Genomic DNA, 22,725 nt, shown 5'->3' with positions numbered 1-22,725 from the left:
AACTCCTTTATCTCCTTCTGGCATAGTAATTGTGTAGCCAGGATAAACATTCGTTTCTTTAGCAATTTTAATCACATTTTCAATCGGTAACATTCCTTTATTACTGTAAACTGATTCTGGAATTGGAATATTCTCAGCAGCCCATGGTGTCTTAGCAATCTCTTTATTCAATTTCTTCGATTGAATACTACCATCATATAAGTGTATTGGTGCATTCGAAAGCTTTTCTTTTGCAACAAAAGTATTCAGTCTTTCACCAAAAGAACTCGCCCAAGGTAAACCTGATAAAACAAGAACTAACAAGAAAATTGTCATCCAGAACCCTGTGCTCGCATGTAAATCTCTCCAGAACACACGTGATCCTTTTCTTATTCGAATACGAAAAATACTTAAAAATGATTGTTTATTACGTGGGAAGTATAAATATAATCCTGTTGCTAATAAAATAATTGCCCATGATGCTGATAATTCAACAAGATTATCCCCTAATTTACCAGCCATAATTTCACCGTGAAGTTTTACGATGATTTCCATTAAGCGCTTATCATTTTGAAGTTCACCTAATACTTTCCCTGTATATGGATTGACAAAAACTGTATAACTAGCTTCGCCTTTCATAATTCCAATTTCAGTTGAACGCTTTGGATCCTTCACATCTGTAAAAGAAGAAATTGGATCATTAGGATATTTGTCTTTTACAGCTTTTAACTGTAAGCTGGGTGTAAGTTCTTTAGTACCTTGCTGAACAAAATATAAATCTCGATCCAACATTGGTTCAACATAAGGTCTAAATAAATAGATAGAACCTGTAATCGCTAACAGAATTAAGATTGGTGCAAATATGATCCCTCCATAAAAATGCCATCTCCAAATTGCTTTATAAAGTGATGTCTTTTTCGAAGAAACTTGTTCAGTTTGAACTGAATTTAGTTGTGTATTTATCTCCATTTGGTTTTACCTCTAAATAATTTTTATCTACTTTTGAAAGTATAAAATCCAATTGTGATAAATTAATGAAGTTTTAATGATTTTTTTATGTTATTATTTAGATAATTTTGGTGATTACTTATTATGCTCTTTAAAAACAAAAAACAGAGTATCCTTTTAAAGATTCTCTGTTTCAATTAACATTTTTGAATAATTATTTTACCCTTCTAATTTGAACGACTATATTTTGAATAATAAAACCTATCATTAGTATAATCACTAGTACAATGCTTTATTTATGAAAAAGAACAGTTGTCTTTATAAACTCTTCGGTCCTTTTATATCTTCTAAACCATTATTTTCGTTAAGAAATGAATGCGTAGGAAAATGTTTATGTAAGTAATTTTTATATACGTTTACTGCATTATCAACTGTTCTTTGCTGTTCTTGCGTTTCAGCTCCATTCATTAGATGGTCAATAATCAACATCCAGCTCACAAGGTCGAAATCCCTACTTGTCCCATTCTGAAACTTCATTTCCAATTTTTTAAATGTAATACTGGCTTTATTAAACTTAATCTTTTTAATGAACGACATTGAGTTACTCCTAATAGATATTTTTTCAAAAAATAATTTAACATTTTCCGTAAAAAAATTTAAATATTAAATAGAAAATTGATAAATGAATCATTTATCTGAAGTTTGATCAGCTACCACCAAAACATCTAAATGCCGTAATTCTCTTAATAATTTTTGAACAATTGAACCCGTTTTTATTTCTTCCCATCTAGTACGTGCAGACTGTCCTATTATTACATGAGTTGTCTTTTTTTCACTTATATTACTTACTAATTCTATAAACACATGTCGACGATCATCCGCTTCATACAATTCAAATGTCCCACCTAATCGTTCAGTTAACTCTTTTATTTTTTTTAAAGAGAGACATTCTTCTTCTGATAAACTATTATGATCTTTAACGTAAGCAACATACCAAGTAGCTTTTAAACGATAAGCAATTCGAAAACCACGTCGAATGAGTCTTTCACTATCTGATTTTAAATTTACACAGACAAAAATCACTTCTTCCTGTCTCCAAGGACCACGTAATGTTAGGTCTCTCTCCCATGCTTCCAGACGTTCGTCTACATCATCAGCAACTTCTCTAAGAGCTAATTCACGTAGTGCTATCAGATTCCCTGTTTTAAAAAAGTTATTTAGCGACTGTTCTATTTTAATTGGAGCATATATTCTTCCTTCTCTCATTCTTTCTCTTAAGGCTTTTGGAGAAATATCAATTAATTCAATTTCATCTGCATCTCTGAGAATATGATCTGGAACCGTTTCTCTTACTCTAACTCCTGTGATTTGTTCAACACTATCATTCAAACTTTCAATATGTTGTATATTCATGGTTGAAATAACAGAGATTCCAGCACTTAAAATTTCTTCTACATCCTCATATCTTTTGAAAAATTTACTCCCTGGAACATTTGTATGTGCTAATTCATCAATTAAAACGACTTCTGGATTCCTTTTTATAACTGCTTCAGTATCCATTTCTTCAAGTGTTGTGCCTTTATAGGCAATTTTTTTTCGAGGAACAATTTCTAATTCCCCTATTTTTTCTATTGTTTCTTTACGTCCATGAGTTTCAAGTAATCCTATCACAATATCGATACCTTTTTTCTTAAGTTCATTTGCTTCTCTTAACATTGTATAAGTCTTTCCTACACCTGGAGCTGCACCTATATACACTTTTAAAGAACCACGTTTAATTTTATTTATTTCATTTGTGAGTTCTTGAGGTGTTAGTCGGCGATAAGGATCCACCATTTCTTTATTTTCTTGTTTAGTAGGTATTACTCTTTCTCCAGCTTTTTCTGCTCTATCTGCAACAATAAAGACATCTATATTTTTTGTTTTTCTTAGAATTCTATTAATAATGGATCCGTAAACAATCTCTTCAAAGCGAGTTCTTTTTGATTGTCCCATTACAATACTCGTTATATTATGTTGAGTTGCATATTGAACTACTTGATCTGCTATTGAGTCACCTTGCAATGGTAATTCTTCAAATTCACCTCCAACTTTTTCAACTAATTTAATAATCGATCTTTTAAATGTCAGCTCATCATTAGTAAACTTTTTGTTAGGAGGCTGAAAACATACGACATACAAATCACCACCTAATCTTTTAGAGATTTGCTGTCCTCTTCGAACTAATATTGAACCATTCCAATGATATTGGACTGTTACTAATATTTTTTCTGAAGCTCCTGAAGGTCCCACCATGCCATGTTTTTCTCGATACTCGTCAAGTGCATCATTTACTTCTCCTGCTAAAAAGCGTAGGGCTAGTTCACGAAGAACTGCAAGATTACTTTGATGATAAAATTGGAATCTACTTAATTTTTCTTCTTCATTATAATCAATGCCTTCTTCGCGAGATCTTCTTAAAATCACTTCAGGTGTAACATCTAACAGCTTTACATCATCCGCCATTGCTAATGTTTCTTCAGGTACATATAAATTTACTTTTACATTACCACCTGTTAACTTGCCAGCTTCATTATGAACTTCTTTTATTTCATAAATATTCATTGTCGTAATGACACTTATATTTTTAGTAATTAAATATTTAATATCATCTAATCGAGTAGGAAAGGTTCCTTCTGGGCGATTTTGATGTGCTAATGCATCAACTAACACGACTTCAGGATTTCGAGCAACAATTGCATCTAAATCTAAGTCTTTTTTTAAGACCCCATTATCATTCCATTCAATTGTAGGCATTTTTTCCAAGCATCCGATTTGTTCAATTGTTTTTTGACGGTTTGTTTCACTTATTAAACCAATGACAACATCAATACCCCGTTCTTTTAAAACATTGCCTTCTTGTAGCATATGATAAGTTTTACCAGAACCACTCACCGTACCTATAATAATTTTTAGTCTTCCTTTTTTGATTTTTTGAATGGATTGGAGTAATTCCTCGGGTGTTTTTCTTCGAAACTGCTTATCACTCACATTTTCTTCCTTCTTTCTTTATACATAAGGAAAAAGGAGAGAATAATTCTCCCCTTTTATCTTAATTTCTGTAAGTCTAAGTTTAATTCTAAAACGTTAACACGTGGTTCACCAAATACTCCTAATTGACGACCCTTCGTATGTTTTTTGATTAAAGAAGTTAATTTATCCTCTGAGATACCTGTTGCATTAGCAATCCTTGGCACTTGAGCTTTAACTGCTTCTGGTGATAAATCTGGGTCAAAACCTGAACCTGATGTAGTTACTAAATCAGCTGGAATATTTTTACCAAGATTTGTATTTTCATTTTTTAATTCTTTTATTTTTTCTTTCGTTGTTTTAACATACTCTTCTGATGCAACAGCTGCATTCGTAGCAGCTGAAGCAGTAGGATTATAGTTTGCAGCAGAGGCTCTAGAATGGAACCATTCAGGTCCCTTAAATTCTTGAGCTAATAATTTAGATCCTTTAATTTGCCCATTCGTTTTAATTAAACTTCCATCCGCTTTTTTTGGAAAAATAACTTGTGCTACTCCAGTTGTTGCTAATGGATATGCTAATCCGCAAATTAATAACAAAACGATTGATGCTCTTATCGCAACCATTAATGATTTCAAATTAATTCCTCCATTTCTCATGTATTACACAAATTGCAATGTGGATACAAGCATATCAATTATTTTTATTCCAATGAACGGAGCAATTACTCCTCCAAGTCCATAAATGAATAAGTTTTTTGATAAAAGTTTATTCGCATCCATTGGTTTATACTTCGCACCCTTCATCGCAACAGGAATAAGGAGAGGAATAATAATAGCGTTAAAAATTAATGCTGAAAGGATTGCAGACTTTGGTGAATTCAATCCCATGATATTAAGGTAATCTAACTGTGGTATTGCCATAATAAATAAAGCAGGAATGATAGCGAAATATTTAGCTATATCATTTGCGATTGAAAAAGTAGTCAACGAGCCTCTCGTTATTAATAACTGTTTACCGATCGCAATAACAGATAGTAACTTTGTTGGATCCGAATCTAAATCAATCATATTTGCTGCTTCTTTTGCAGCCATTGTTCCCGAGTTCATTGCTAAACCAACGTCTGCTTGAGCTAGAGCTGGTGCATCATTCGTTCCATCCCCAGTCATGGCAACAAGTTTACCATCGTCTTGCTCTTTCTTAATTGCAGCAATTTTATCTTCAGGTTTAGCTTCTGCTATGAATTCGTCGACACCTGCTTCTCTTGCGATTGTAGCTGCTGTTAGTGGATTATCACCTGTACACATTACGGTTTTAATTCCCATAGCTCTCAATTCTTCAAATCTTTCTTTTAATCCAGGTTTTACTGTATCTTTTAAATAAATCACACCGTAAATCTTATCATTAATCGCAACAGCAAGTGGGGTACCGCCAGCTTTTGCTACAATATTTGATTTTTCTTCTAGGTCAGATGGAATACTTCCTCCTTTAGCACCTATATATTTTTTAATGGCGTCGACCGCACCTTTTCGAATTTCGGTACCATCTTTTAAATTTAATCCAGACATTCTAGTCTCGGCAGTAAATTCGATAATTTCCGCATCTTTATATTCACTTTCTTCCAAACTTAAACCGTGTTTATGTGCCAGCTCTACAACTGAACGTCCTTCTGGTGTTTCGTCTTTTACAGAAGATTTTAAGGATGCTAATGTGACATCTTTCTCTGTTAAGCTACCGACTGGAATAAACTCACTCGCCATTCGATTACCAAACGTAATTGTACCAGTTTTATCTAAAATCATTGTATCGATATCTCCAGCAGCTTCTACTGCTTTACCAGACATAGCTAATACATTAAATTGTGTAACACGATTCATTCCTGCAATACCAATAGCAGATAGTAACCCACCAATAGTAGTAGGAATCAAACAAACTAATAGAGCTATTAAAGTAGCCACATCAATAGATACGTTTAAATATTTAGCTATTGGGACAAGTGTCATAATAACAATCAAAAATACTAAAGTTAATACAGCTAATAATGTAGTTAATGCAACTTCATTCGGTGTCTTTTGACGAGCTGCACCTTCAACTAATGAAATCATTCGATCGATAAATGATTCACCTGGATCTGTCAAAATCTTAACAATAATAAAATCTGAAACGACTCGTGTTCCTCCTGTAACAGATGAGAAATCTCCGCCTGCTTCTTTAATGACAGGTGCTGATTCACCTGTGATAGCTGATTCATCAATCGATGCAAGTCCCTCAATAATCTCACCATCAGAAGGAATGATTTCTCCTGTATCTACACGAACTATGTCACCTTTTCGTAAAGTAGTTGATGCTACTTCTTGATATGAACCGTCTTTTTGTCTTAATTTTGCCGTTGTTTCTGATTTTGTTTTTCTTAAAGTATCTGCTTGTGCTTTTCCGCGACCTTCTGCAAGTGCTTCAGCAAAATTTGCGAATAGTACTGTAAATAATAGTATTAAAAAAACAGCAATATTATATGTTCTACCAACTGTATCAAACCCAAAAATATCTGGTTTAATTGAAAGAATAAGTGTTATGAATGTACCAACTTCAACAACAAACATAACTGGGTTTTTTATCATTACTAATGGATTTAATTTTTTAAAAGAATCAATTACTGCTTGTTTTTTTATTTCATTAGATATTGGCTTATTTTCGATTGCCATAAGATCAATCTCCTCCTTCGTTAATACCGCTCCATCTTATTTAAACATTCCTAAATGCTCTGCGATTGGTCCTAGTGCAAGTGTTGGGAAAAAGGTTAATGCACAAACGACCAAAATAATCGCAATTAAAATTACTGTAAATAATGGCGTATCTGTTCGGAATGTTCCAGATGTTACAGCAACAACTTTTTTAGTAGAAAATGACCCAGCAATTGCTAACATTGCAATAATCGAAATATATCGTCCTAGTAACATGACTATTCCAATTACAATATTATAAAAATCTGTATTTGCAGTTAATCCACCAAATGCTGATCCATTATTTGCAGCTCCCGAAGTAATTGCGTATAATACCTCTGATAAACCGTGGAATCCTGGATTTAATATAGAAGAAACTGGTCCTTTTAGTGCTAATGCAAAAGCAGTTGGAACTAATATAATTAACGGATGTGTTAAAATAGCAACCGATGCCAGTTTTATTTCTTTTGCTTCAATTTTCTTTCCTAAAAATTCAGGTGTTCTTCCTACCATCAGTCCACAAATAAAGACAGTTAAGATTACATATAATAATCCGTTTAATAGACCTACCCCTTTACCACCGAAAACATTATTTAACATCATTTCAGTTAATGGTATTAGACCACCGATTGGTGTTAATGAATCATGCATGTTGTTAACTGACCCTGTCGTTGCTGCTGTTGTAACAGCTGTAAATAATGCCGATTCAGACAATCCAAAACGAACTTCTTTACCTTCCATATTTCCGTTTATACCAAGAGCATGTAAAGCAGGCGTACCATTATATTCAGCCACAAAGACTGCTGTTAGAAGAGCAATAAATAATATTCCCATTGCAGCAAATACAGTCCAACCTTGTTTTTTGTTTTTTATCATAACACCAAATGCATAAACTAATGAAGTTGGTAAAAGCATCATACATAAAATGTGAACTAAATTTGATAAAGGTGTTGGATTTTCAAATGGATGTGCTGCATTCGTACCAAAATAGCCACCACCATTTGTACCAATATGTTTTATAGCTTCTAATGAGGCAACTGGTCCCCTTGTAATGACTTGTTTAATACCTTCCAATGTTGTTGCATCTACTGCACCATGTAGTGTTTGAGGTACCCCTTGGAATACTAAGAATAGAGCAACAATAAAAGATAAAGGTAAAAATACTCGTGTGATCGAACGTACTAAATCGACATAAAAGTTTCCTAAGTTATCTTGACGTCCTATTAATCCTCTAATAAATGCAATTGCTACTGCAAAACCAGTTGCAGCTGACGTAAACATTGGGAAAGTAATTGCCATCATTTGAGAAAAGTATGAAAGTGCATTTTCACCGCTATAAGCTTGCCAATTTGTGTTTGTAATAAAAGAAATTGCAGTATTAAAAGCTAAAGCTGATGGCATATTGTCGATTTGATCAGGGTTAAATGGCAAATATTTTTGAAATCTAAATATCGCATATAAGATGATCAACATGACAAAGTTACAAAGTAACATTGCTAATACATATTTTTTCCAACCCATATTCTCTTTTTCTCGAACACCGATTAAACGATAAATCAATCTTTCAAAAGGTCCGAAAACGCGATCCAATCCTGTTTTTTCATAGTCATACGCTTTAACTAAGTAGCTACCTACTGGTTTTACTAATAAAAAAACTAGTAGTAACGTAACGACTACCTGTAAAATTCCCATGGACATTTTATAATTCCTCCCACATGTTAAACTAAATACTAAAATTTCTCTGGTTTAATTAATACAAAAACTAAATATAGAATAAGAGCAATTCCGATTATTGCTGGTATAAGCATTTTTTAATTCCCCCTTATGCTTTTTCACAAAATAATGTAAAACCCCAAAAAACTGCAAAAACGATAACTAGTAAACCTAGCATAGTTAAATCATTTATCACTGTAATTCTCCTTCCCTTTTGCAATTTAACGAGAACAAGTTTCATAAATGTATTGTTTTTAATTAATTAGGCTAATATTCACTTTTAAGTAAATATTTCCCATTCAGAACAATTTCTAGTAAATTAAAAAAGACCAATGGATACTAATCTTCCTAGTAAATAACTAAAACTTCATAAAGGAAATAAACATAATTTACTAATAAAATATGAATATCCCAATAGTTTATAGTTAATTCAACTGTGGAAGAAAAGTATTCATTGGTCTACCTAACACCCAGCTAGCTCAAAGCTCTCTTTGTGTTCTGTCTCCCTGATCTTTTCTAACTTTTTCCTAAAATTAATCATTTTTTTGCAAAATAAATAGACCTACTCAAATATTCGCTCAGGTAAATTACTGTCAAAAGACAATAAAAAACCCGCTCAAATTAGGCGGTCTACTGACCTCCTTCGCTTTAGCTGACGAAGTTAGCTGTCGGGTAGGATGGCGAAAGAGTATCTCATCCCTTCTACAATAATGTAGAATTAACCCCAAAAAATTGGTTCCTCCGTTTACGATTGATTCGTAATTAAGCCGATATTTAATTTGCTGTTTTGATTATACGTCTATGGTTTTTACATGTAAAGCGTTTTTTTCAAAACAAAAATTTACCTCTTTACAAATTTATTAATCTAAGTATTATAAATCATATCAACAAAATAAATTTGCTAAAATCGCTTAATCGTATATACGAGCGGGGGAACCATTTAGTGCATTGCACTTGGGGTGAATCCTTTTAGGTAGGGCAACTTTTCAAGTCCGAATCCGTCAGCTAACCTCGTAAGCGTTTGGAGAGAGTAAAACTTAATCGTGTTATTAATATTTCAATATACCTTTATTGAAATAAATAGCTACGAGAAGAGTACTCTTCTTGTGGCTATTTATTTTGCTTTTAAACAAATGAATGGGAGAGATATTAGTGATAACATCGAAAAAAAAGCTTGAAATTGAATTAAGTGAGGCATTTATTAAATTCCAAAGAGATCTTATCGGAAGAGGTCCTCAAGAAGCAAAAACATATATTGTTGAAGACATGATCATTCTTCGATTTAAAGGTGTATTAACTACCGAAGAAAAACATTTAGTCACTCACAGTACTGGAAAAAGTCTTGTAAAAAAAATGCGACAAGTCCTTAGAGAAATGTATAGTAAAGAATATGAAGAGATAATAGAAAAACATACAGGATGTAAGGTCCTATCTAGTCATAGTGATACAAGTACAAACACTGGCGAACGTATTGAAGTTTTTGTAATGGACCGAAATATTAATAAGTTATTCGAAGAAATTAATAAATATAATTCAATAGTATAATATTTTTTATAATTTCATATTCAATAATCGCTGAATTCTTAATGAAGCGGGGGAACCAATTTTGCGGTATTAAGCCGCTTGGGGTGAATCCTTTTTAGGTAGGGCTACTCTTTAGGTCCGAATCCGTCAGCTAACCTCGTAAGCGTTTAGGGAGGGGATACAAAGTGACTTTTTTAAACACTGGGTAAGCCTCGGTGTATTTTTTATGCTCTTTTTATATTATTTTTCTAAAATAATCTATAAGTTGGGGTGGGTTTCATGAAAGAAGGTAAAATCATTATCCTTTGGAGTTGTTTAATTTTAACACTGGGGTATCAAATATCGAAAAGCAGAGACCTACAAGCAATGCAAAATAAAAATACCAAACCAAAAATAAATATTCATTTAGTAAAAAAAACACATGATAATCATAATATTATTTACACTTTTAAAATGCAAAATGATTCGAACAATGTCATCAAGCAAAATAATGTTTATATGCATTTTAATATAAAAACTTTAAACGGCTATAAAATGAATCCATTTAAAATTGAAGCTAAAGGAAATAAATTGAACATTAGACCTCATGAAAAGCTAATATTAACATTCAAGATTCCAATTGAGACTGGATTAAAAGCCAACCTATTAAATATGGATCATCCAGAAATTGAGATTAAAGGATATACAGAAAAAATAAGTAATTCCCACTTATTTCATTTAAAAATACAGGTTTAATTTTATTATATAAAACAAACAAAGCTACTATCTAAGTCATTAGGAGATCTTTAAATATGAATATTGCATTTTTCTTTACTCCAAAAATTGACCTTGTTTACATGAATGTAAATTCAACAATGCGACAAGCACTTGAAAAAATGGAATTCCACCGTTATACAGCTATACCCTTAGTAGATGATAACGGAAAATATGTTGGTACACTTACAGAGGGTGATTTATTATGGAATATAAAAAATACACCATCTTTAAGCTTTAAGAATACTCAAGATATCCGATTAAGTGACATTTCCTTATACAATATTAATGAACCTGTTTCTATAAATGCAGAAATTGAAGACCTTTTTTCAAGAGCAATTGATCAAAATTTCGTACCTGTTGTGGACGACAATGATACCTTTATAGGAATGGTAAAGAGAAAAGAAATTATTGAATATTGTGCTAAAACGATATTAAAAGAAAAAATTAATTATTCGACTATATAGAAAAAATCATCATAATAAAAATTACCAATCTTATAATAAGGAGACATTATGAACCTATTATTGATTACCAACATTGATCTTGAATCGGAAATTACACAAATAATAATAGATACAAGAAATTATAATGAAAACTATATAATTAAATTATTTAATTTGCTTAATCGATCCAACATTACAATTGATTTCGTTACTTCAACTACCGATATAATAATATTTACATTGAAAAATAGCGTTACAGATTCGGCAATAAAAATAATGAAAGTAAATGGTTATATACCTGAAATAAAAAATAATTGTACAAAAATTACAATTAATGGCACAGCAGAAATTACTGATTTGCCTGGTATTGTTTCAAAAGTAATAAATGCGTTATTCGATAAAGACATTCAAATATTACAATTTGCTGATAATCATAATACTATGTGGGTTCTAATTGAAGATAAGAATAAAGAAGATGCTTATCAAGCAATATATAATGCATTTCATTGAAATCTAGCCACAGTGATTAAAACGTTGGAAAACTATGAAAGATGGTATCTATAAATCATATAAAATAGGTACCATTAATGAAAATTTCTACAATAAAGGAATATTTTAATATTTTAAAATAGAACTTGAACAGGTGGATGGCTGATGAAAGATATTTTAAAATTTGTACTTTGGAGCTGTCTCACCTTAATTTTAGGCTACCAAATTATAAAAACAGAGAATATACATGAGAAGGAAAATACACCAAGCGTACCTAAAATTAGCATAAATTTAGTCCAAAAAAAACGAAATCATAACAATACAATTTATATATTTAGATTTCGTAATGAATCGAAACAACTAATTAAACAGTGTAATGTATATTTACGGTATCACGTTCTATTGAAACAAGGAATACAATTAAGCCCATTTAAGATTGAAGCGATGGGTAATAAATTAAATATTAAACCAAAGGAGAAGTTAACTATAAAAGTAACAATACCAAAGGAAAAAGGGTTTAAAGGAGAACTACAAGATATATATAATCCAGAACTTGAAGTTCTTGGTTATGTAAAGGAAGTTAAAAATGATAATAAGTTTCGACTAACAGTAAAAGTAGATTACAAAATAAATTGATTTAAAATACAGCAAAAAACAGAAAAACCCTCCTCAGGGTTTCTCTGTTTCAAAATTACTACTAATTTCGCTCCCCATTTATTTCTCCATACCCAACTACTATTTCGCCGCTTTCTCATACTCCTGTTTAAAAAAGCTCTTCATAGAATGGAATACATCTGATTTTTGTTTTAGGATATAGTAGCGGAATTTTTCATCGTTAATGTTTTTATATGCGGACATTAAAGTAGAGTGTCGATTGTATTGGTTTACTTCTCCGTATCCGAACATATTGCTCACTTTCATTAACTCTTGAACTAATTTTACGCAGCGAGCATTATCAGATGTTAAATTATCTCCATCAGAGAAGTGGAATGGATAGATATTATATCTTTCAGGAGAATATTTGTATTCAATTACTTCTAAAGCTTTTCGATAAGCAGATGAACAGATCGTTCCTCCGCTTTCTCCTTTTGTGAAAAACTCTTCTTCTGTAACTACTTTTGCTTCTGTATGGTGTGCAATAAACTCAATGTCTACTGACTCATATTTTGTTCTTAAAAATCTAGTCATCCAAAAGAAGAAGCTTCGTGCCATATACTTTTCCCATAAGCCCATACTTCCGCTCGTATCCATCATTGCGAGTACGACGGCTTTAGATTCAGGTTTTCTAATTTCATTCCATGTACGGAACTTTAAGTCTTCTGGAGATATTGGGTAGAATGATGGTGTCCCACTCATTGCGTTACGTTTAAACGCAGACATCATAGTACGTTTTTTATCAATGTTACCCATTAACCCAGTTTTTCTAATGTCATTAAATTCAATGTTTTCTACTGTATTTAAATCTTGTTCTTTTCTTTTTAGATCAGGTAATTCTAACTGACTAAAAAGAGCTTCCTCTAATTCCATTAGTGAAACCTCTGCCTCATAATAATCTTCGCCTGATTCTTTACCTGCTCCTTGCCCTTTACCAGCACCTTTTTGCGGCTGGCCACCTTGTGAACCATCTCTTGCCACTACATCGCCAACTTTACTGTCTCCAGTACCCTGACCAACGTGTTTATTTTTATCGTAGTTGTATCTAATCTTATACTCATCTAGTGACCGAATTGGAATTTTTACTACATCGCGCCCGTTTGACATGATGATACTTTCTTCTGTGATCAAATCTGCTAAATTCTTTTTTATCGCCTCTTGTACCTTCTCTTGGTGGCGCTGTTGGTCGTCGTGTCCTTTACGATGGAGGGTCCAGTCTTCCTGTGAAATGGTAAAATTATGCTTTTGTTCGATATTTTCATTACTCATTTTCTTTCCCTCCCTTACTTATTATGATTTATTGTAAAAATAAAAAAATCGTCACACAGTATTGCTTAATTGCATAAACTAATTCGGTAGGTGATTTTCTACCCTTTTTTATAGATTACTCTATCATATGCAGAAGGACACAATAATTGACAATGTTTCTTCTAAATTTTACACCCATTTTTTCAGAAAATAGGACGAGTCCTTAAAAATAAATGTATTTATATAAAAATTCCAATAAACTATTGCCTTTAACTATATGTAACACTACTTAAAAAAGAACAAAAAAAGTGGAAAACTAGTAAAAGTTCTCCACTTTTTTTATTTATGGTAAATTATGCCCCATTCCAGCTACGTAAATTCGTAACCATTGTTCGGCTGATATACTTAATTTTGTAGACTCAACTGCTGTTTTAACTCGTTCAATTTTACCAGAACCTACGATTGGCATCATTTTAGCAGGATGAGCTAATAACCATGCATACATTACTTCGTCAATTGAATTTGCACCTATTTCACTAGAAATCTCTTCCAGCATCGCTCGAACTCGTACCGCTGATTCAGACTGACTAGTAAAAATTTGTCCGCCTGCTAATGGGGACCAGATCATTGGAGCAATATCTTTTTCAAGTAATAAATCAATTGTTCCCTTTTCAAAATGCTCTAATTGCATTGGCGAAACTTCAATTTGATTTGTTACTAAAGGCATGTTTAGATGTGCTTGTAATGCGTTAAATTGAGATGGTAAAAAGTTTGATACTCCAAAGTGGCGTACTTTTCCTTCCGATTGAAGTTGATTAAACGCCTCTGCAATTTCCTTTGGATTCATAAAAGGATTTGGTCTATGTATTAATAGTAAATCGATATAATCTGTTTGTAGATTTTCCAAAGAATTATTAACACTCATTAGGATATGCTCTTTACTAGTATCGTAATGATTCATTTTAAGTTCAGGAAACTTTGATGTCTTTAACTTTATACCACATTTTGTAACGATTTGAATTTTTTCACGAAGCTCCGGTTTTAGTGCTAAAACCTTTCCGAAAATTTCTTCACAAGTATACCCACCGTAAATATCGGCATGATCGAATGTTGTAATTCCTAAATCAATACATTCTTCTATAAAAGTTACTAATTGTTCTGTTGTCATTTTCCATTCAGCTAAACGCCATAATCCATGAATAACTTGTGAAAACTCAAGGTTTTCAGCTATTTGAATTCTTTTCATATACACTAACTCACCCTTCTTTTTGATCATTATCATCATTATAGGATAAACATTATTAATTGCAAAAGAAAACGGCTACCTAATAGATAGCCGCTTAAACAATTTTATCGATTTAGTAATGAGCCTACGTAACGTAATAACTCATTTGCTGATGTAGAGTTATATCCATACTCATCAACTAATCTGCTGACAACGTCATTGATTTTCTTTAATTGACGCTCGTCAGGAGTTTTTGTGGACGTCGTAATCTTCACAACATCCTTCAGATCCGAAAAAAGTTTCTTTTGGATAGCTTCTTTTAATCTTTCATGTGAATTGTAATCAAAACGTTTGCCTTTTCTTGCATATGCAGAGATTCTGATTAATATTTCTTCACGGAATGCTTTCTTTGCATTCTCAGAGATGCCAATTTGTTCTTCAATTGAACGCATCAACTTTTCATCTGGGTTCATCTCTTCACCTGTTAAAGGATCTCGTAGCTTATTCTTATTGCAATATGCTTCTACATTATCAAGATAATTATCCATAAGCGTTTTTGCAGACTCTTCATATGAATATACAAAAGCTTTTTGAACTTCTTGTTTTGCAATATCATCGTATTCTTTTCTTGCGATTGAGATAAAATTCATATAACGCTCACGGTCTTCATTAGAAATAGATGGATGTTGATCTAAACCATCTTTTAATGAACGTAATACATCCAAAGCGTTAATTGAGGGAATCTCTTTTCGAATAATTGTAGACGAAATACGGTTAATGACATATCGTGGATCGATACCATGCATCCCTTCATCTAAATATTCTTTCTTTAACTCCTCTAAATCAACAGTGTTATAGCCTTCTACCATTTCACCATCATATAGACGCATCTTCTTAACTAAATCAATATCTCCTCGTTTTGGTTCTTTTAAACGAGTAAGGATTGTAAACATTGCTGCAACACGTAAAGTATGTGGAGCAATATGAACATTTGAAACATCACTTTCAGAAATCATTTTTTGATAAATTCTCTCTTCTTCACTAACTCTTAAATTATACGGAATTGGCATTACGATAATTCGAGAATGTAGTGCTTCATTTTTCTTATTATTAATAAAGGACCGGTACTCTGTTTCATTCGTATGAGCAATGATTAATTCATCCGCAGAAATCAATGCAAAACGCCCTGCCTTAAAGTTTCCTTCTTGCGTCAGGGATAATAAGTGCCATAAAAACTTTTCATCACATTTTAGCATCTCTTGGAATTCCATCATTCCACGGTTTGCTTTATTTAACTCACCATCAAAACGATAGGCACGTGGATCTGATTCTGATCCAAATTGAGCAATTGTTGAAAAATCAATACTTCCTGTTAAATCTGCAATATCTTGAGATTTTGGATCTGACGGGCTAAAAGTACCAATTCCAACTCGACGATCCTCTGATAAAAATATTCTTTCTACCATAACATCTTCTATTCTTCCACCAAACTCTTGTTCAAGTCTCATTAAATTTAAAGGTGAAAGATTTCCTTCAATTCGAACTCCATATTCATTGAAAAAATCATCTCTTAAATGGTTAGGAATCAAGTGCAATGGATCTTCATGCATTGGGCAACCTTTAATAGCGTAGATCGCACCTTGTTCAGACCTTGAATAAGATTCTAAGCCTCTCTTTAACATCGTTACCAGTGTAGATTTACCACCACTTACAGGACCCATTAACAATAAAATACGTTTTTTTACATCTAATCTCTTGGCAGCGGGATGGAAATATTCTTCCACTAGTCTCTCTAGCGCTTCTTCTAATCCATATAGGTTGTTATTAAAGAAACTGTAGGTTTTTTTACCATTCACTTCTTCAATACCTGCGTCTTTTATCATATTATAAATTCTAGAATGTGCAGTTTGTGCAACCCATGGCTCCTCTTTTAACATTTCAAGATACTCAGCAAAAGTGCCTTCCCATTTCAGTCTTTGTTCCATGTCCCGATGCTGCTCAAGTTTCTTTAAAATATCCATGGACAAGTACCTCCTTCTTCTCATCTGTAAGAGAGATTATTAAAGGATATGCAAGGATGTCCGTACTCATGCTATATCTTTGAGTAGGAAAATATATTTTCTCGAAATCCAATTCTCATAATTTTACTTTCATATTTCTATGTTTTTTTTGTATAATAAGGTTTAGGGTGTTGGGAATTTTTCAATTGGGAGGATACATACTGATGAGACTAGTATTAATTTTATTAGTTACAGCATCATTCTTAGCTGCAATTTTCACAGGTGGCTATAATGACAAACCTGGACTGAAAAACAGATAATATTTTAAAGGATGCTTCTAAATGCGGATCTTAATTTTATTTAGACCGTTTTAATAGAAGTATCTTTTTTATTTGCGTGTTTTCTCGAATTATACAAAAAAAATCACCATAATATGGTGACCTTTTTATTATTTAGAATAATCTTTTACCTTTAACAACTCACGGAAATCTTGCTGACGTAATGCTTCATAAATTAAAATTGCAGCTGTATTTGATAAATTTAGAGACCTAATATGATCTGTCATTGGTATACGTAAACAAGTTTCCATATTTTTGTCAATTAACTCTTTAGGAAGCCCTGTTGTTTCTCTACCAAATACAAAGAAAATTTCATCATCTAAATTTGTATAGTCAAAGTCTGAATATGTTTTTTCCCCAAATTTAGTTATAAAATAAAATTTCCCGTCTTTATACTCATCAAATAAATCATCCAAAGAATCATGATAATGGATATCTACATGCTCCCAATAATCAAGACCAGCTCTTTTTAACATTTTATCATCAGTTGAAAAACCTAACGGACGGATTAAATGCAAACTTGTATCTGTTCCTGCACAAGTACGTGCAATATTTCCTGTATTTGCTGGAATTTGTGGTTGATATAATACAACGTGTATTCCCATCTCTTTCACCTCTATATTGTTTCAATGCTTTATATTATATCAAATTCGTAATTAATAAGGTATTATTCCATTGGAGGGTTAGAAAAGCCATCAACGATGTGAAAAAACTTATACTTAATATTCTCCGTAAAAGCAGAAGAATCATAGTATGACCAATATCTTTTACGGCTATTTACAGTATGTGCATTCACTAACGGTTCACCATTTTCATCCTTAGCAACAACGATCGTACAATGATTCCATACTCCATCACCCTCGAAATCATATACGATAATATCTCCCAACGTAAGATGGTTTGGAGAAGGCACTTCTTCTGCTTTAATTCCCGTTTTAGGCGAAGGTAGAAATCTTCTTAATGCATGAGCAACTCTCCAGGAATAGCTACTATTAGAATGATTTTTATACCACCACCCTGTCCCGGGTTTTGGCATTCCAACCATTCGAACTCCTCCAGCCCTTAAGCATTGAGATATAAAATTAGTACAATCATTTGCATACAATGGATATTCTTTATTATGGCCATCCCACCAGGTTTCAGCATATTTAACAGCATTAAATCGGTTATATCTGTTATTTCGATCTAATGATTCACTTTCTCCTAAATCGTCTTCTTCAAGTTCAAATTTTTCAACTTGATTATCAATCGGGAACGCTATGTCATATAAGATTTCATCATTTTCAATTGCGATCTGTCTTTCATGTTGATCCTCTTCAAAATATAAATCGGTTTGCTTTAAAAAATATCGCGTATGAAAAGTATAATTTATATAGATTACATCCTGTTCATTCCAAATATTGTTTACATCAAGATTTCCATATACTTTTACTAATGAAATATTACGCTTATTATATAATTCAACTTTACGCTGAATTGCCTGATATTCTTTTTCTTGAATAAGATGACTACGATGTCCTTCACCAAAATAAAGTTGTAATCGTTCTTTTAAATAACGCTCTAAAAGTTCACGATTAAACAAGATAATCCCCCTTTTCAACATTTATTCTTATTCTATACGATGTTGAAAAATAGGAGATTATACCACTCTTTATTGATTACTTTGAGAGAACATCATTAATTTCATTTAATACAATCTCATCTTGCTCTGATTGTAAACAACTTTCAATAAATGGTGTACTGTTCTTTCCCTCAATCTCAGAAATAGCCCAAATTGCTGTACCTCTTATTACTGGTCTAGCATCTTTTGTAGCTAATTGCTTTAAATCATCTAACGCCGATTCATCTTTAAAATGTGCTAAAGCAATTATAGCATTTCGCTGAATAGGGTTCTTTCCTCTCCATGACCCAGACATTTGACCAAACTGACTTTTAAACTCTCTGTTACTTAGCTTTAACACTGATCGTAATAAAGGTTTTACAGTTTCTGGATCAGGTTCCATCTCAGTATGATGAGTCAAATTAATCCCTTTATTTTTAGGACAAATTGTCTGACATGTATCACATCCATATATACGATTTCCCAGCTCTTTTCGAAACTCAACAGGAATCATCTCTTTTGATTGCGTTAAAAAAGCAATACAATTTTTAGCATTTAATTGACCTGGAGAAACAATAGCACTTGTCGGACAAACATCTAGACACTTTGTACACTCTCCACACTGTTCCTCAATAGGCGAATCCGGTTCAAAAGGTAATGAGGTAATCATTTCCCCTAAATACACATAAGAACCGAATTCTGGCGTAATAATTGAACAATTTTTAGCACTCCACCCTATACCTGCTCGCTCAGCTACAGCTCGATCTACTAGCTCACCAGTATCGACCATCGACTGAACCTTTGCACTTGGATAATGTAATAAAATAAATGACTCAAGCTGAAGTAATTTCTTTTTTACAACTACATGGTAATCTTCCCCCCATGAGGCCCTACAAAAGATTCCCCTTGTAGATCCTTTTTTACTTTTAGGAGGGTTTTTTAATTTAGATGGATAAGCTAAAGCAATTGCAATGATTGAATTAGATGCTGTCATAATTTTTCTTGCATCTACTCTTCTTTCAATATCCTTTGTCTCAAAGCCCGATTGATAATTTAATTCCTGCTGTTTATATAAACGATTTTTTAATGTTAAAAATGGATCAACAGTCGTAAATCCAATCTTATCTATTCCAATTTCTTTACTATATGAAATCAATTCTTTTTGAAATTCTTTAATATTCACAAGAATCACCTAACTGCCTGTTAATTTGCATATTATATTTTTCTATTCTAGTCAGAAAATTATTTCTTTATCTAATTATGACACATAAATCTTTAATAATAGACTTTTTAATATAAAAAAACGCAATGTATCGTTCTTCGAATGAATCAATACACTGCGTTGTTATCAAGTTAAAAGTGCTAAACTACTAAAACAAATGTAATAAGTATTTAGTAGGTTTTTAATGAACTTGTAATTAAATTTATCATAAATATGTCACAAATTCAAGAATAAAATCAAATTTTGTCGAAAGAATACTGCATAATTAAGCTTATTATATAAAAGGGACGAAGAATAACAGAGGATATTGAAAGATTTGTAGAAATTTGAATAAAGGTATAATTAATTTTCCTATAGAATTCTTCTTTATAGGTTAAATATAGGAGGAGAGTAACTATGACAGATCCTTTGGTGAATGAAGAAAAAAATCCATTGGTCGAGAGTTTCGAAGGTGTCTGTAATTTAATAGAAGAAACTAATGACAGGATTGATTTTACACAGGATACACTTATGGAGCTTGATCGATACAATAATGAGAAATTAAAAGATGCAAAACAATTTACTATTAAAGTAGCTACAGCGAGCCTTATAATAGCAACAACTGGCTTAGTAGTTACTTTAGCAAGTAAAAGAAAACCAAAACAATTTGATTGGCTTGCTGCTAAGCAGAAACGTAAGTATGTAAAAATGCAATAAAAAGTACTACTAAAAGAATAATCCCACATAAAGAAAGGCAGCGACCATTGTAATAGTCGCTGCCTTTCTTTATGAAGATCGTTAATACAAAATGAAAACATTTTATAATGTTGGATGAAGAATTAACCTAAATATTAAAAACTCTATTCTTTTTTCATTAACCTTTACGACTAAACAAAAAAAGGATTCTGCATATCTGCAAAATCCTCTTTCCTTAATTCAATATAGCGGTGACAGGACTTGAACCTGCACATCCGTGAAGATACCTGATTTTGAGTCAGGCGTGTCTGCCATTCCACCACACCGCCAAAAAGTTATAAAATAATTATAATATATGAAAGACAAATTGTCCAATTAAATCTGAAATTAAAAACCTCTTACTTTTGTAAGAGGTTTAATGATGCCGAGGGCCGGACTCGAACCGGCACGGTTGTCACCAACCGCAGGATTTTAAGTCCTGTGTGTCTGCCAATTCCACCACCCCGGCGTGGGGTAAATATAAAGGCGGTAACCGGATTTGAACCGATGATAAAGGTTTTGCAGACCTCTGCCTTACCACTTGGCTATACCGCCATATTTTTTTGGAGCGGAAGACGGGGCTCGAACCCGCGACCCCAACCTTGGCAAGGTTGTATTCTACCACTGAACTACTTCCGCAAAATGGCTGGGCTACCTGGATTCGAACCAGGGCATGACGGAATCAAAATCCGTTGCCTTACCGCTTGGCTATAGCCCATTAATTTAGAACTTTATATACTATATTCATTTTATTATTAATAATATTACTTACTTAGTAATCAATATAATAATTTATATGGGGCGACCGATGGGAATCGAACCCACGAGTGTCGGAACCACAATCCGATGCGTTAACCACTTCGCCACGACCGCCATTATTATAAAGTTTGGCAGGGGCAGTAGGAATCGAACCCACACCAAAGGTTTTGGAGACCTCTATTCTACCGTTAAACTATGCCCCTATAAAATGGTGGAGGGGGACGGATTCGAACCGCCGAACCCACAGGGAGCGGATTTACAGTCCGCCGCGTTTAGCCACTTCGCTACCCCTCCGGTTAAAGAGTGCCGACTAGAGGACTTGAACCCCCAACCTACTGATTACAAGTCAGTTGCTCTACCAATTGAGCTAAGTCGGCATAATATCAATTCATTTACTTTGTTTAATTACTTATATAATTTGTTCTACTTAATAACTATGTTTATTTAAGATGGTGGCTCGGGACGGAATCGAACCGCCGACACGAGGATTTTCAGTCCTCTGCTCTACCGACTGAGCTACCGAGCCATCTTAAATGGCGGTCCCGACCGGGATCGAACCGGCGATCTCCTGCGTGACAGGCAGGCATGTTAACCGCTACACCACGGGACCATTTGGTTGCGGGGACAGGATTTGAACCTGCGACCTTCGGGTTATGAGCCCGACGAGCTACCAGACTGCTCCACCCCGCGATAATAAGAGTTTGTTAATTTAATTAGATGGTGGAGGATGACGGGCTCGAACCGCCGACCCCCTGCTTGTAAGGCAGGTGCTCTCCCAGCTGAGCTAATCCTCCGTAATAAAATGGTGACCCGTACGGGACTCGAACCCGTGTTACCGCCGTGAAAGGGCGGTGTCTTAACCGCTTGACCAACGGGCCAGTATATTAGTGCTGAATACATGTGGCGGAGAGCAAGGGATTTGAACCCTTGAGACAGGGTTACCCGCCTACACGATTTCCAATCGTGCTCCTTCGGCCACTCGGACAGCTCTCCAAAATGGCTCCGCAGGTAGGGTTCGAACCTACGACCACTCGGTTAACAGCCGAGTGCTCTACCACTGAGCTACTGCGGAATAATTATAAACCAAGCGACGTTCTACTCTCACAGGGGGAAACCCCCAACTACCATCGACGCTGAAGAGCTTAACTGCCGTGTTCGGTATGGGAACGGGTGTGACCTCTTCGCTATCATCACTTGATTCAATTCCTTAAGGACAATAACTATTATATCAAATCTCATTCAAAAGTCAATGACTTTTTTAAAGTTTTTTATAATAATTTTCGTACCCTCAAAACTAGATAATGTCATTATCAAACTTGTTAGTTAAGTCCTCGACCGATTAGTATCAGTCAGCTCCACGTGTCACCACGCTTCCACCTCTGAC

Annotated in this window: 19 protein-coding genes, 16 tRNA genes, 1 rRNA gene and 3 riboswitches; of the genes, 6 read left to right on the top strand and 30 right to left on the bottom strand. The window is 33.5% G+C overall.

What is annotated here, in order from left to right; translation table 11 throughout:
* The 7 genes from B6K90_RS22980 to kdpF form a co-directional block, all read right to left on the bottom strand.
* Positions 1-948, bottom strand: a 948-nt coding sequence (locus B6K90_RS22980) for a PepSY-associated TM helix domain-containing protein (protein ID WP_139840787.1), incomplete at its 3' end; no start/stop codon positions are given.
* A gap of 297 nt (positions 949-1,245) precedes the next feature.
* Positions 1,246-1,524 (bottom strand): hypothetical protein, encoded by a 279-nt coding sequence (locus B6K90_RS22975; protein WP_088015017.1) that lies wholly within the window; start codon positions 1,522-1,524, stop codon positions 1,246-1,248.
* 90 nt (positions 1,525-1,614) lie between these two features.
* Positions 1,615-3,957 (bottom strand): universal stress protein, encoded by a 2,343-nt coding sequence (locus tag B6K90_RS24485; RefSeq protein ID WP_088015016.1) that lies wholly within the window; start codon positions 3,955-3,957, stop codon positions 1,615-1,617.
* Positions 3,958-4,013: 56 nt separating this feature from the next.
* Positions 4,014-4,574: a potassium-transporting ATPase subunit KdpC gene (kdpC, locus tag B6K90_RS22965; protein WP_170927420.1), complete on the bottom strand. Its 561-nt coding sequence runs from the start codon at positions 4,572-4,574 to the stop codon at positions 4,014-4,016.
* Between the two features lie 24 nt (positions 4,575-4,598).
* Positions 4,599-6,638 (bottom strand): potassium-transporting ATPase subunit KdpB, encoded by a 2,040-nt coding sequence (gene kdpB / locus B6K90_RS22960; protein ID WP_088015014.1) that lies wholly within the window; start codon positions 6,636-6,638, stop codon positions 4,599-4,601.
* A gap of 36 nt (positions 6,639-6,674) precedes the next feature.
* Complete coding sequence (kdpA, locus tag B6K90_RS22955; RefSeq protein WP_088015018.1) at positions 6,675-8,348, bottom strand: potassium-transporting ATPase subunit KdpA; 1,674 nt, start codon at positions 8,346-8,348, stop codon at positions 6,675-6,677.
* Between the two features lie 38 nt (positions 8,349-8,386).
* Positions 8,387-8,464, bottom strand: a complete 78-nt coding sequence (gene kdpF, locus B6K90_RS24630; RefSeq protein WP_088000360.1) for a K(+)-transporting ATPase subunit F — start codon at positions 8,462-8,464, stop codon at positions 8,387-8,389.
* A gap of 540 nt (positions 8,465-9,004) precedes the next feature.
* Positions 9,005-9,148, bottom strand: a riboswitch (cyclic di-AMP (ydaO/yuaA leader).
* 119 nt (positions 9,149-9,267) lie between these two features.
* Positions 9,268-9,405: riboswitch (cyclic di-AMP (ydaO/yuaA leader) on the top strand.
* 101 nt (positions 9,406-9,506) lie between these two features.
* Between kdpF and B6K90_RS22945 the strand changes: the two genes are divergently transcribed.
* From B6K90_RS22945 to B6K90_RS22925, 5 genes are all read left to right on the top strand, one after another.
* On the top strand, positions 9,507-9,914 hold the full coding sequence (locus B6K90_RS22945; protein ID WP_088015013.1) for a DUF2294 domain-containing protein: 408 nt from the start codon (positions 9,507-9,509) through the stop codon (positions 9,912-9,914).
* 18 nt (positions 9,915-9,932) lie between these two features.
* Positions 9,933-10,074: riboswitch (cyclic di-AMP (ydaO/yuaA leader) on the top strand.
* A gap of 98 nt (positions 10,075-10,172) precedes the next feature.
* Positions 10,173-10,628: a hypothetical protein gene (locus B6K90_RS22940; RefSeq protein ID WP_088015012.1), complete on the top strand. Its 456-nt coding sequence runs from the start codon at positions 10,173-10,175 to the stop codon at positions 10,626-10,628.
* A gap of 56 nt (positions 10,629-10,684) precedes the next feature.
* Positions 10,685-11,113, top strand: a complete 429-nt coding sequence (locus B6K90_RS22935; protein ID WP_088015011.1) for a CBS domain-containing protein — start codon at positions 10,685-10,687, stop codon at positions 11,111-11,113.
* Between the two features lie 48 nt (positions 11,114-11,161).
* Positions 11,162-11,602 (top strand): ACT domain-containing protein, encoded by a 441-nt coding sequence (locus B6K90_RS22930; RefSeq protein ID WP_088015010.1) that lies wholly within the window; start codon positions 11,162-11,164, stop codon positions 11,600-11,602.
* A 144-nt stretch (positions 11,603-11,746) separates the two neighbouring features.
* Positions 11,747-12,217 carry a hypothetical protein gene (locus B6K90_RS22925; protein WP_088015009.1) on the top strand — a complete coding sequence of 157 codons (471 nt, stop codon included), beginning with the start codon at positions 11,747-11,749 and terminating at the stop codon, positions 12,215-12,217.
* Positions 12,218-12,316: 99 nt separating this feature from the next.
* Here B6K90_RS22925 and yhbH read toward each other — a convergent pair whose 3' ends face one another.
* The 6 genes from yhbH to queG form a co-directional block, all read right to left on the bottom strand.
* On the bottom strand, positions 12,317-13,504 hold the full coding sequence (gene yhbH, locus B6K90_RS22920) for a sporulation protein YhbH (protein ID WP_088015008.1): 1,188 nt from the start codon (positions 13,502-13,504) through the stop codon (positions 12,317-12,319).
* Positions 13,505-13,826: 322 nt separating this feature from the next.
* A complete protein-coding gene (locus B6K90_RS22915; protein WP_088015007.1) occupies positions 13,827-14,729 on the bottom strand; it encodes an aldo/keto reductase in 903 nt (300 codons plus the stop codon).
* 104 nt (positions 14,730-14,833) lie between these two features.
* Positions 14,834-16,729 carry a PrkA family serine protein kinase gene (locus B6K90_RS22910; RefSeq protein WP_088015006.1) on the bottom strand — a complete coding sequence of 632 codons (1,896 nt, stop codon included), beginning with the start codon at positions 16,727-16,729 and terminating at the stop codon, positions 14,834-14,836.
* 427 nt (positions 16,730-17,156) lie between these two features.
* Positions 17,157-17,651, bottom strand: coding sequence for a tRNA (uridine(34)/cytosine(34)/5-carboxymethylaminomethyluridine(34)-2'-O)-methyltransferase TrmL (gene trmL, locus B6K90_RS22905; RefSeq protein WP_088015005.1), 495 nt, complete (start codon positions 17,649-17,651; stop codon positions 17,157-17,159).
* 62 nt (positions 17,652-17,713) lie between these two features.
* Positions 17,714-18,628 (bottom strand): amidase domain-containing protein, encoded by a 915-nt coding sequence (locus B6K90_RS22900; protein WP_167555474.1) that lies wholly within the window; start codon positions 18,626-18,628, stop codon positions 17,714-17,716.
* A 76-nt stretch (positions 18,629-18,704) separates the two neighbouring features.
* Positions 18,705-19,829, bottom strand: a complete 1,125-nt coding sequence (gene queG / locus B6K90_RS22895; RefSeq protein ID WP_088015003.1) for a tRNA epoxyqueuosine(34) reductase QueG — start codon at positions 19,827-19,829, stop codon at positions 18,705-18,707.
* 435 nt (positions 19,830-20,264) lie between these two features.
* Here queG and B6K90_RS22890 point away from each other — a divergent pair, with 435 nt between their 5' ends.
* The gene (locus B6K90_RS22890; protein ID WP_088015002.1) at positions 20,265-20,564 is read left to right on the top strand and encodes a hypothetical protein; all 300 of its coding nucleotides are present in this window, start codon (positions 20,265-20,267) and stop codon (positions 20,562-20,564) included.
* A 225-nt stretch (positions 20,565-20,789) separates the two neighbouring features.
* On the opposite strand, the gene B6K90_RS22885 is transcribed toward B6K90_RS22890, so the two are convergent.
* From B6K90_RS22885 to rrf, 17 genes are all read right to left on the bottom strand, one after another.
* Positions 20,790-20,872: transfer RNA gene (locus tag B6K90_RS22885), tRNA-Leu, on the bottom strand.
* 93 nt (positions 20,873-20,965) lie between these two features.
* Positions 20,966-21,051, bottom strand: a tRNA-Leu gene (locus B6K90_RS22880).
* Positions 21,052-21,066: 15 nt separating this feature from the next.
* Positions 21,067-21,137: transfer RNA gene (locus B6K90_RS22875), tRNA-Cys, on the bottom strand.
* Positions 21,138-21,146: 9 nt separating this feature from the next.
* A tRNA-Gly gene (locus B6K90_RS22870) sits at positions 21,147-21,221 on the bottom strand.
* Positions 21,222-21,225: 4 nt separating this feature from the next.
* Positions 21,226-21,300 (bottom strand) — tRNA-Gln (locus B6K90_RS22865).
* 79 nt (positions 21,301-21,379) lie between these two features.
* Positions 21,380-21,455: transfer RNA gene (locus tag B6K90_RS22860), tRNA-His, on the bottom strand.
* 15 nt (positions 21,456-21,470) lie between these two features.
* Positions 21,471-21,544 (bottom strand) — tRNA-Trp (locus B6K90_RS22855).
* A gap of 6 nt (positions 21,545-21,550) precedes the next feature.
* Positions 21,551-21,635, bottom strand: a tRNA-Tyr gene (locus B6K90_RS22850).
* Positions 21,636-21,645: 10 nt separating this feature from the next.
* Positions 21,646-21,718, bottom strand: a tRNA-Thr gene (locus B6K90_RS22845).
* A gap of 73 nt (positions 21,719-21,791) precedes the next feature.
* Positions 21,792-21,867, bottom strand: a tRNA-Phe gene (locus B6K90_RS22840).
* An 8-nt stretch (positions 21,868-21,875) separates the two neighbouring features.
* Positions 21,876-21,951: transfer RNA gene (locus B6K90_RS22835), tRNA-Asp, on the bottom strand.
* Between the two features lie 3 nt (positions 21,952-21,954).
* Positions 21,955-22,031, bottom strand: a tRNA-Met gene (locus B6K90_RS22830).
* A gap of 28 nt (positions 22,032-22,059) precedes the next feature.
* Positions 22,060-22,135, bottom strand: a tRNA-Val gene (locus B6K90_RS22825).
* Between the two features lie 9 nt (positions 22,136-22,144).
* Positions 22,145-22,219 (bottom strand) — tRNA-Glu (locus tag B6K90_RS22820).
* Positions 22,220-22,242: 23 nt separating this feature from the next.
* Positions 22,243-22,334: transfer RNA gene (locus tag B6K90_RS22815), tRNA-Ser, on the bottom strand.
* A 4-nt stretch (positions 22,335-22,338) separates the two neighbouring features.
* Positions 22,339-22,413, bottom strand: a tRNA-Asn gene (locus B6K90_RS22810).
* A gap of 10 nt (positions 22,414-22,423) precedes the next feature.
* Positions 22,424-22,539, bottom strand: a 5S ribosomal RNA gene (rrf, locus tag B6K90_RS22805).
* Positions 22,540-22,725 lie beyond the last annotated feature (186 nt).

Origin of the sequence: Gottfriedia acidiceleris (assembly GCF_002128425.1) — a bacterium.
Taxonomy (GTDB): Bacteria; Bacillota; Bacilli; order Bacillales; family Bacillaceae_G; genus Gottfriedia; species Gottfriedia acidiceleris.
The sequence above is the reverse complement of the archived record's forward strand: the minus strand, read 5'-3'. Positions and strand labels throughout refer to the sequence as shown.

Bases quoted from the DNA above. Each gene is read 5' to 3' on its own strand.
- B6K90_RS22975 (WP_088015017.1), bottom strand. From the start codon at position 1,524: ATGTCGTTCATTAAAAAGATTAAGTTTAATAAAGCCAGTATTACATTT.
- kdpB (WP_088015014.1), bottom strand. From the start codon at position 6,638: ATGGCAATCGAAAATAAGCCAATATCTAATGAAATAAAAAAACAAGCA.
- kdpA (WP_088015018.1), bottom strand. From the start codon at position 8,348: ATGGGAATTTTACAGGTAGTCGTTACGTTACTACTAGTTTTTTTATTA.
- kdpF (WP_088000360.1), bottom strand. From the start codon at position 8,464: ATGCTTATACCAGCAATAATCGGAATTGCTCTTATTCTATATTTAGTT.
- B6K90_RS22945 (WP_088015013.1), top strand. From the start codon at position 9,507: ATGGGAGAGATATTAGTGATAACATCGAAAAAAAAGCTTGAAATTGAA.
- B6K90_RS22940 (WP_088015012.1), top strand. From the start codon at position 10,173: ATGAAAGAAGGTAAAATCATTATCCTTTGGAGTTGTTTAATTTTAACA.
- B6K90_RS22935 (WP_088015011.1), top strand. From the start codon at position 10,685: ATGAATATTGCATTTTTCTTTACTCCAAAAATTGACCTTGTTTACATG.
- B6K90_RS22930 (WP_088015010.1), top strand. From the start codon at position 11,162: ATGAACCTATTATTGATTACCAACATTGATCTTGAATCGGAAATTACA.
- B6K90_RS22925 (WP_088015009.1), top strand. From the start codon at position 11,747: ATGAAAGATATTTTAAAATTTGTACTTTGGAGCTGTCTCACCTTAATT.
- yhbH (WP_088015008.1), bottom strand. From the start codon at position 13,504: ATGAGTAATGAAAATATCGAACAAAAGCATAATTTTACCATTTCACAG.
- B6K90_RS22915 (WP_088015007.1), bottom strand. From the start codon at position 14,729: ATGAAAAGAATTCAAATAGCTGAAAACCTTGAGTTTTCACAAGTTATT.
- B6K90_RS22910 (WP_088015006.1), bottom strand. From the start codon at position 16,729: ATGGATATTTTAAAGAAACTTGAGCAGCATCGGGACATGGAACAAAGA.
- trmL (WP_088015005.1), bottom strand. From the start codon at position 17,651: ATGGGAATACACGTTGTATTATATCAACCACAAATTCCAGCAAATACA.
- B6K90_RS22890 (WP_088015002.1), top strand. From the start codon at position 20,265: ATGACAGATCCTTTGGTGAATGAAGAAAAAAATCCATTGGTCGAGAGT.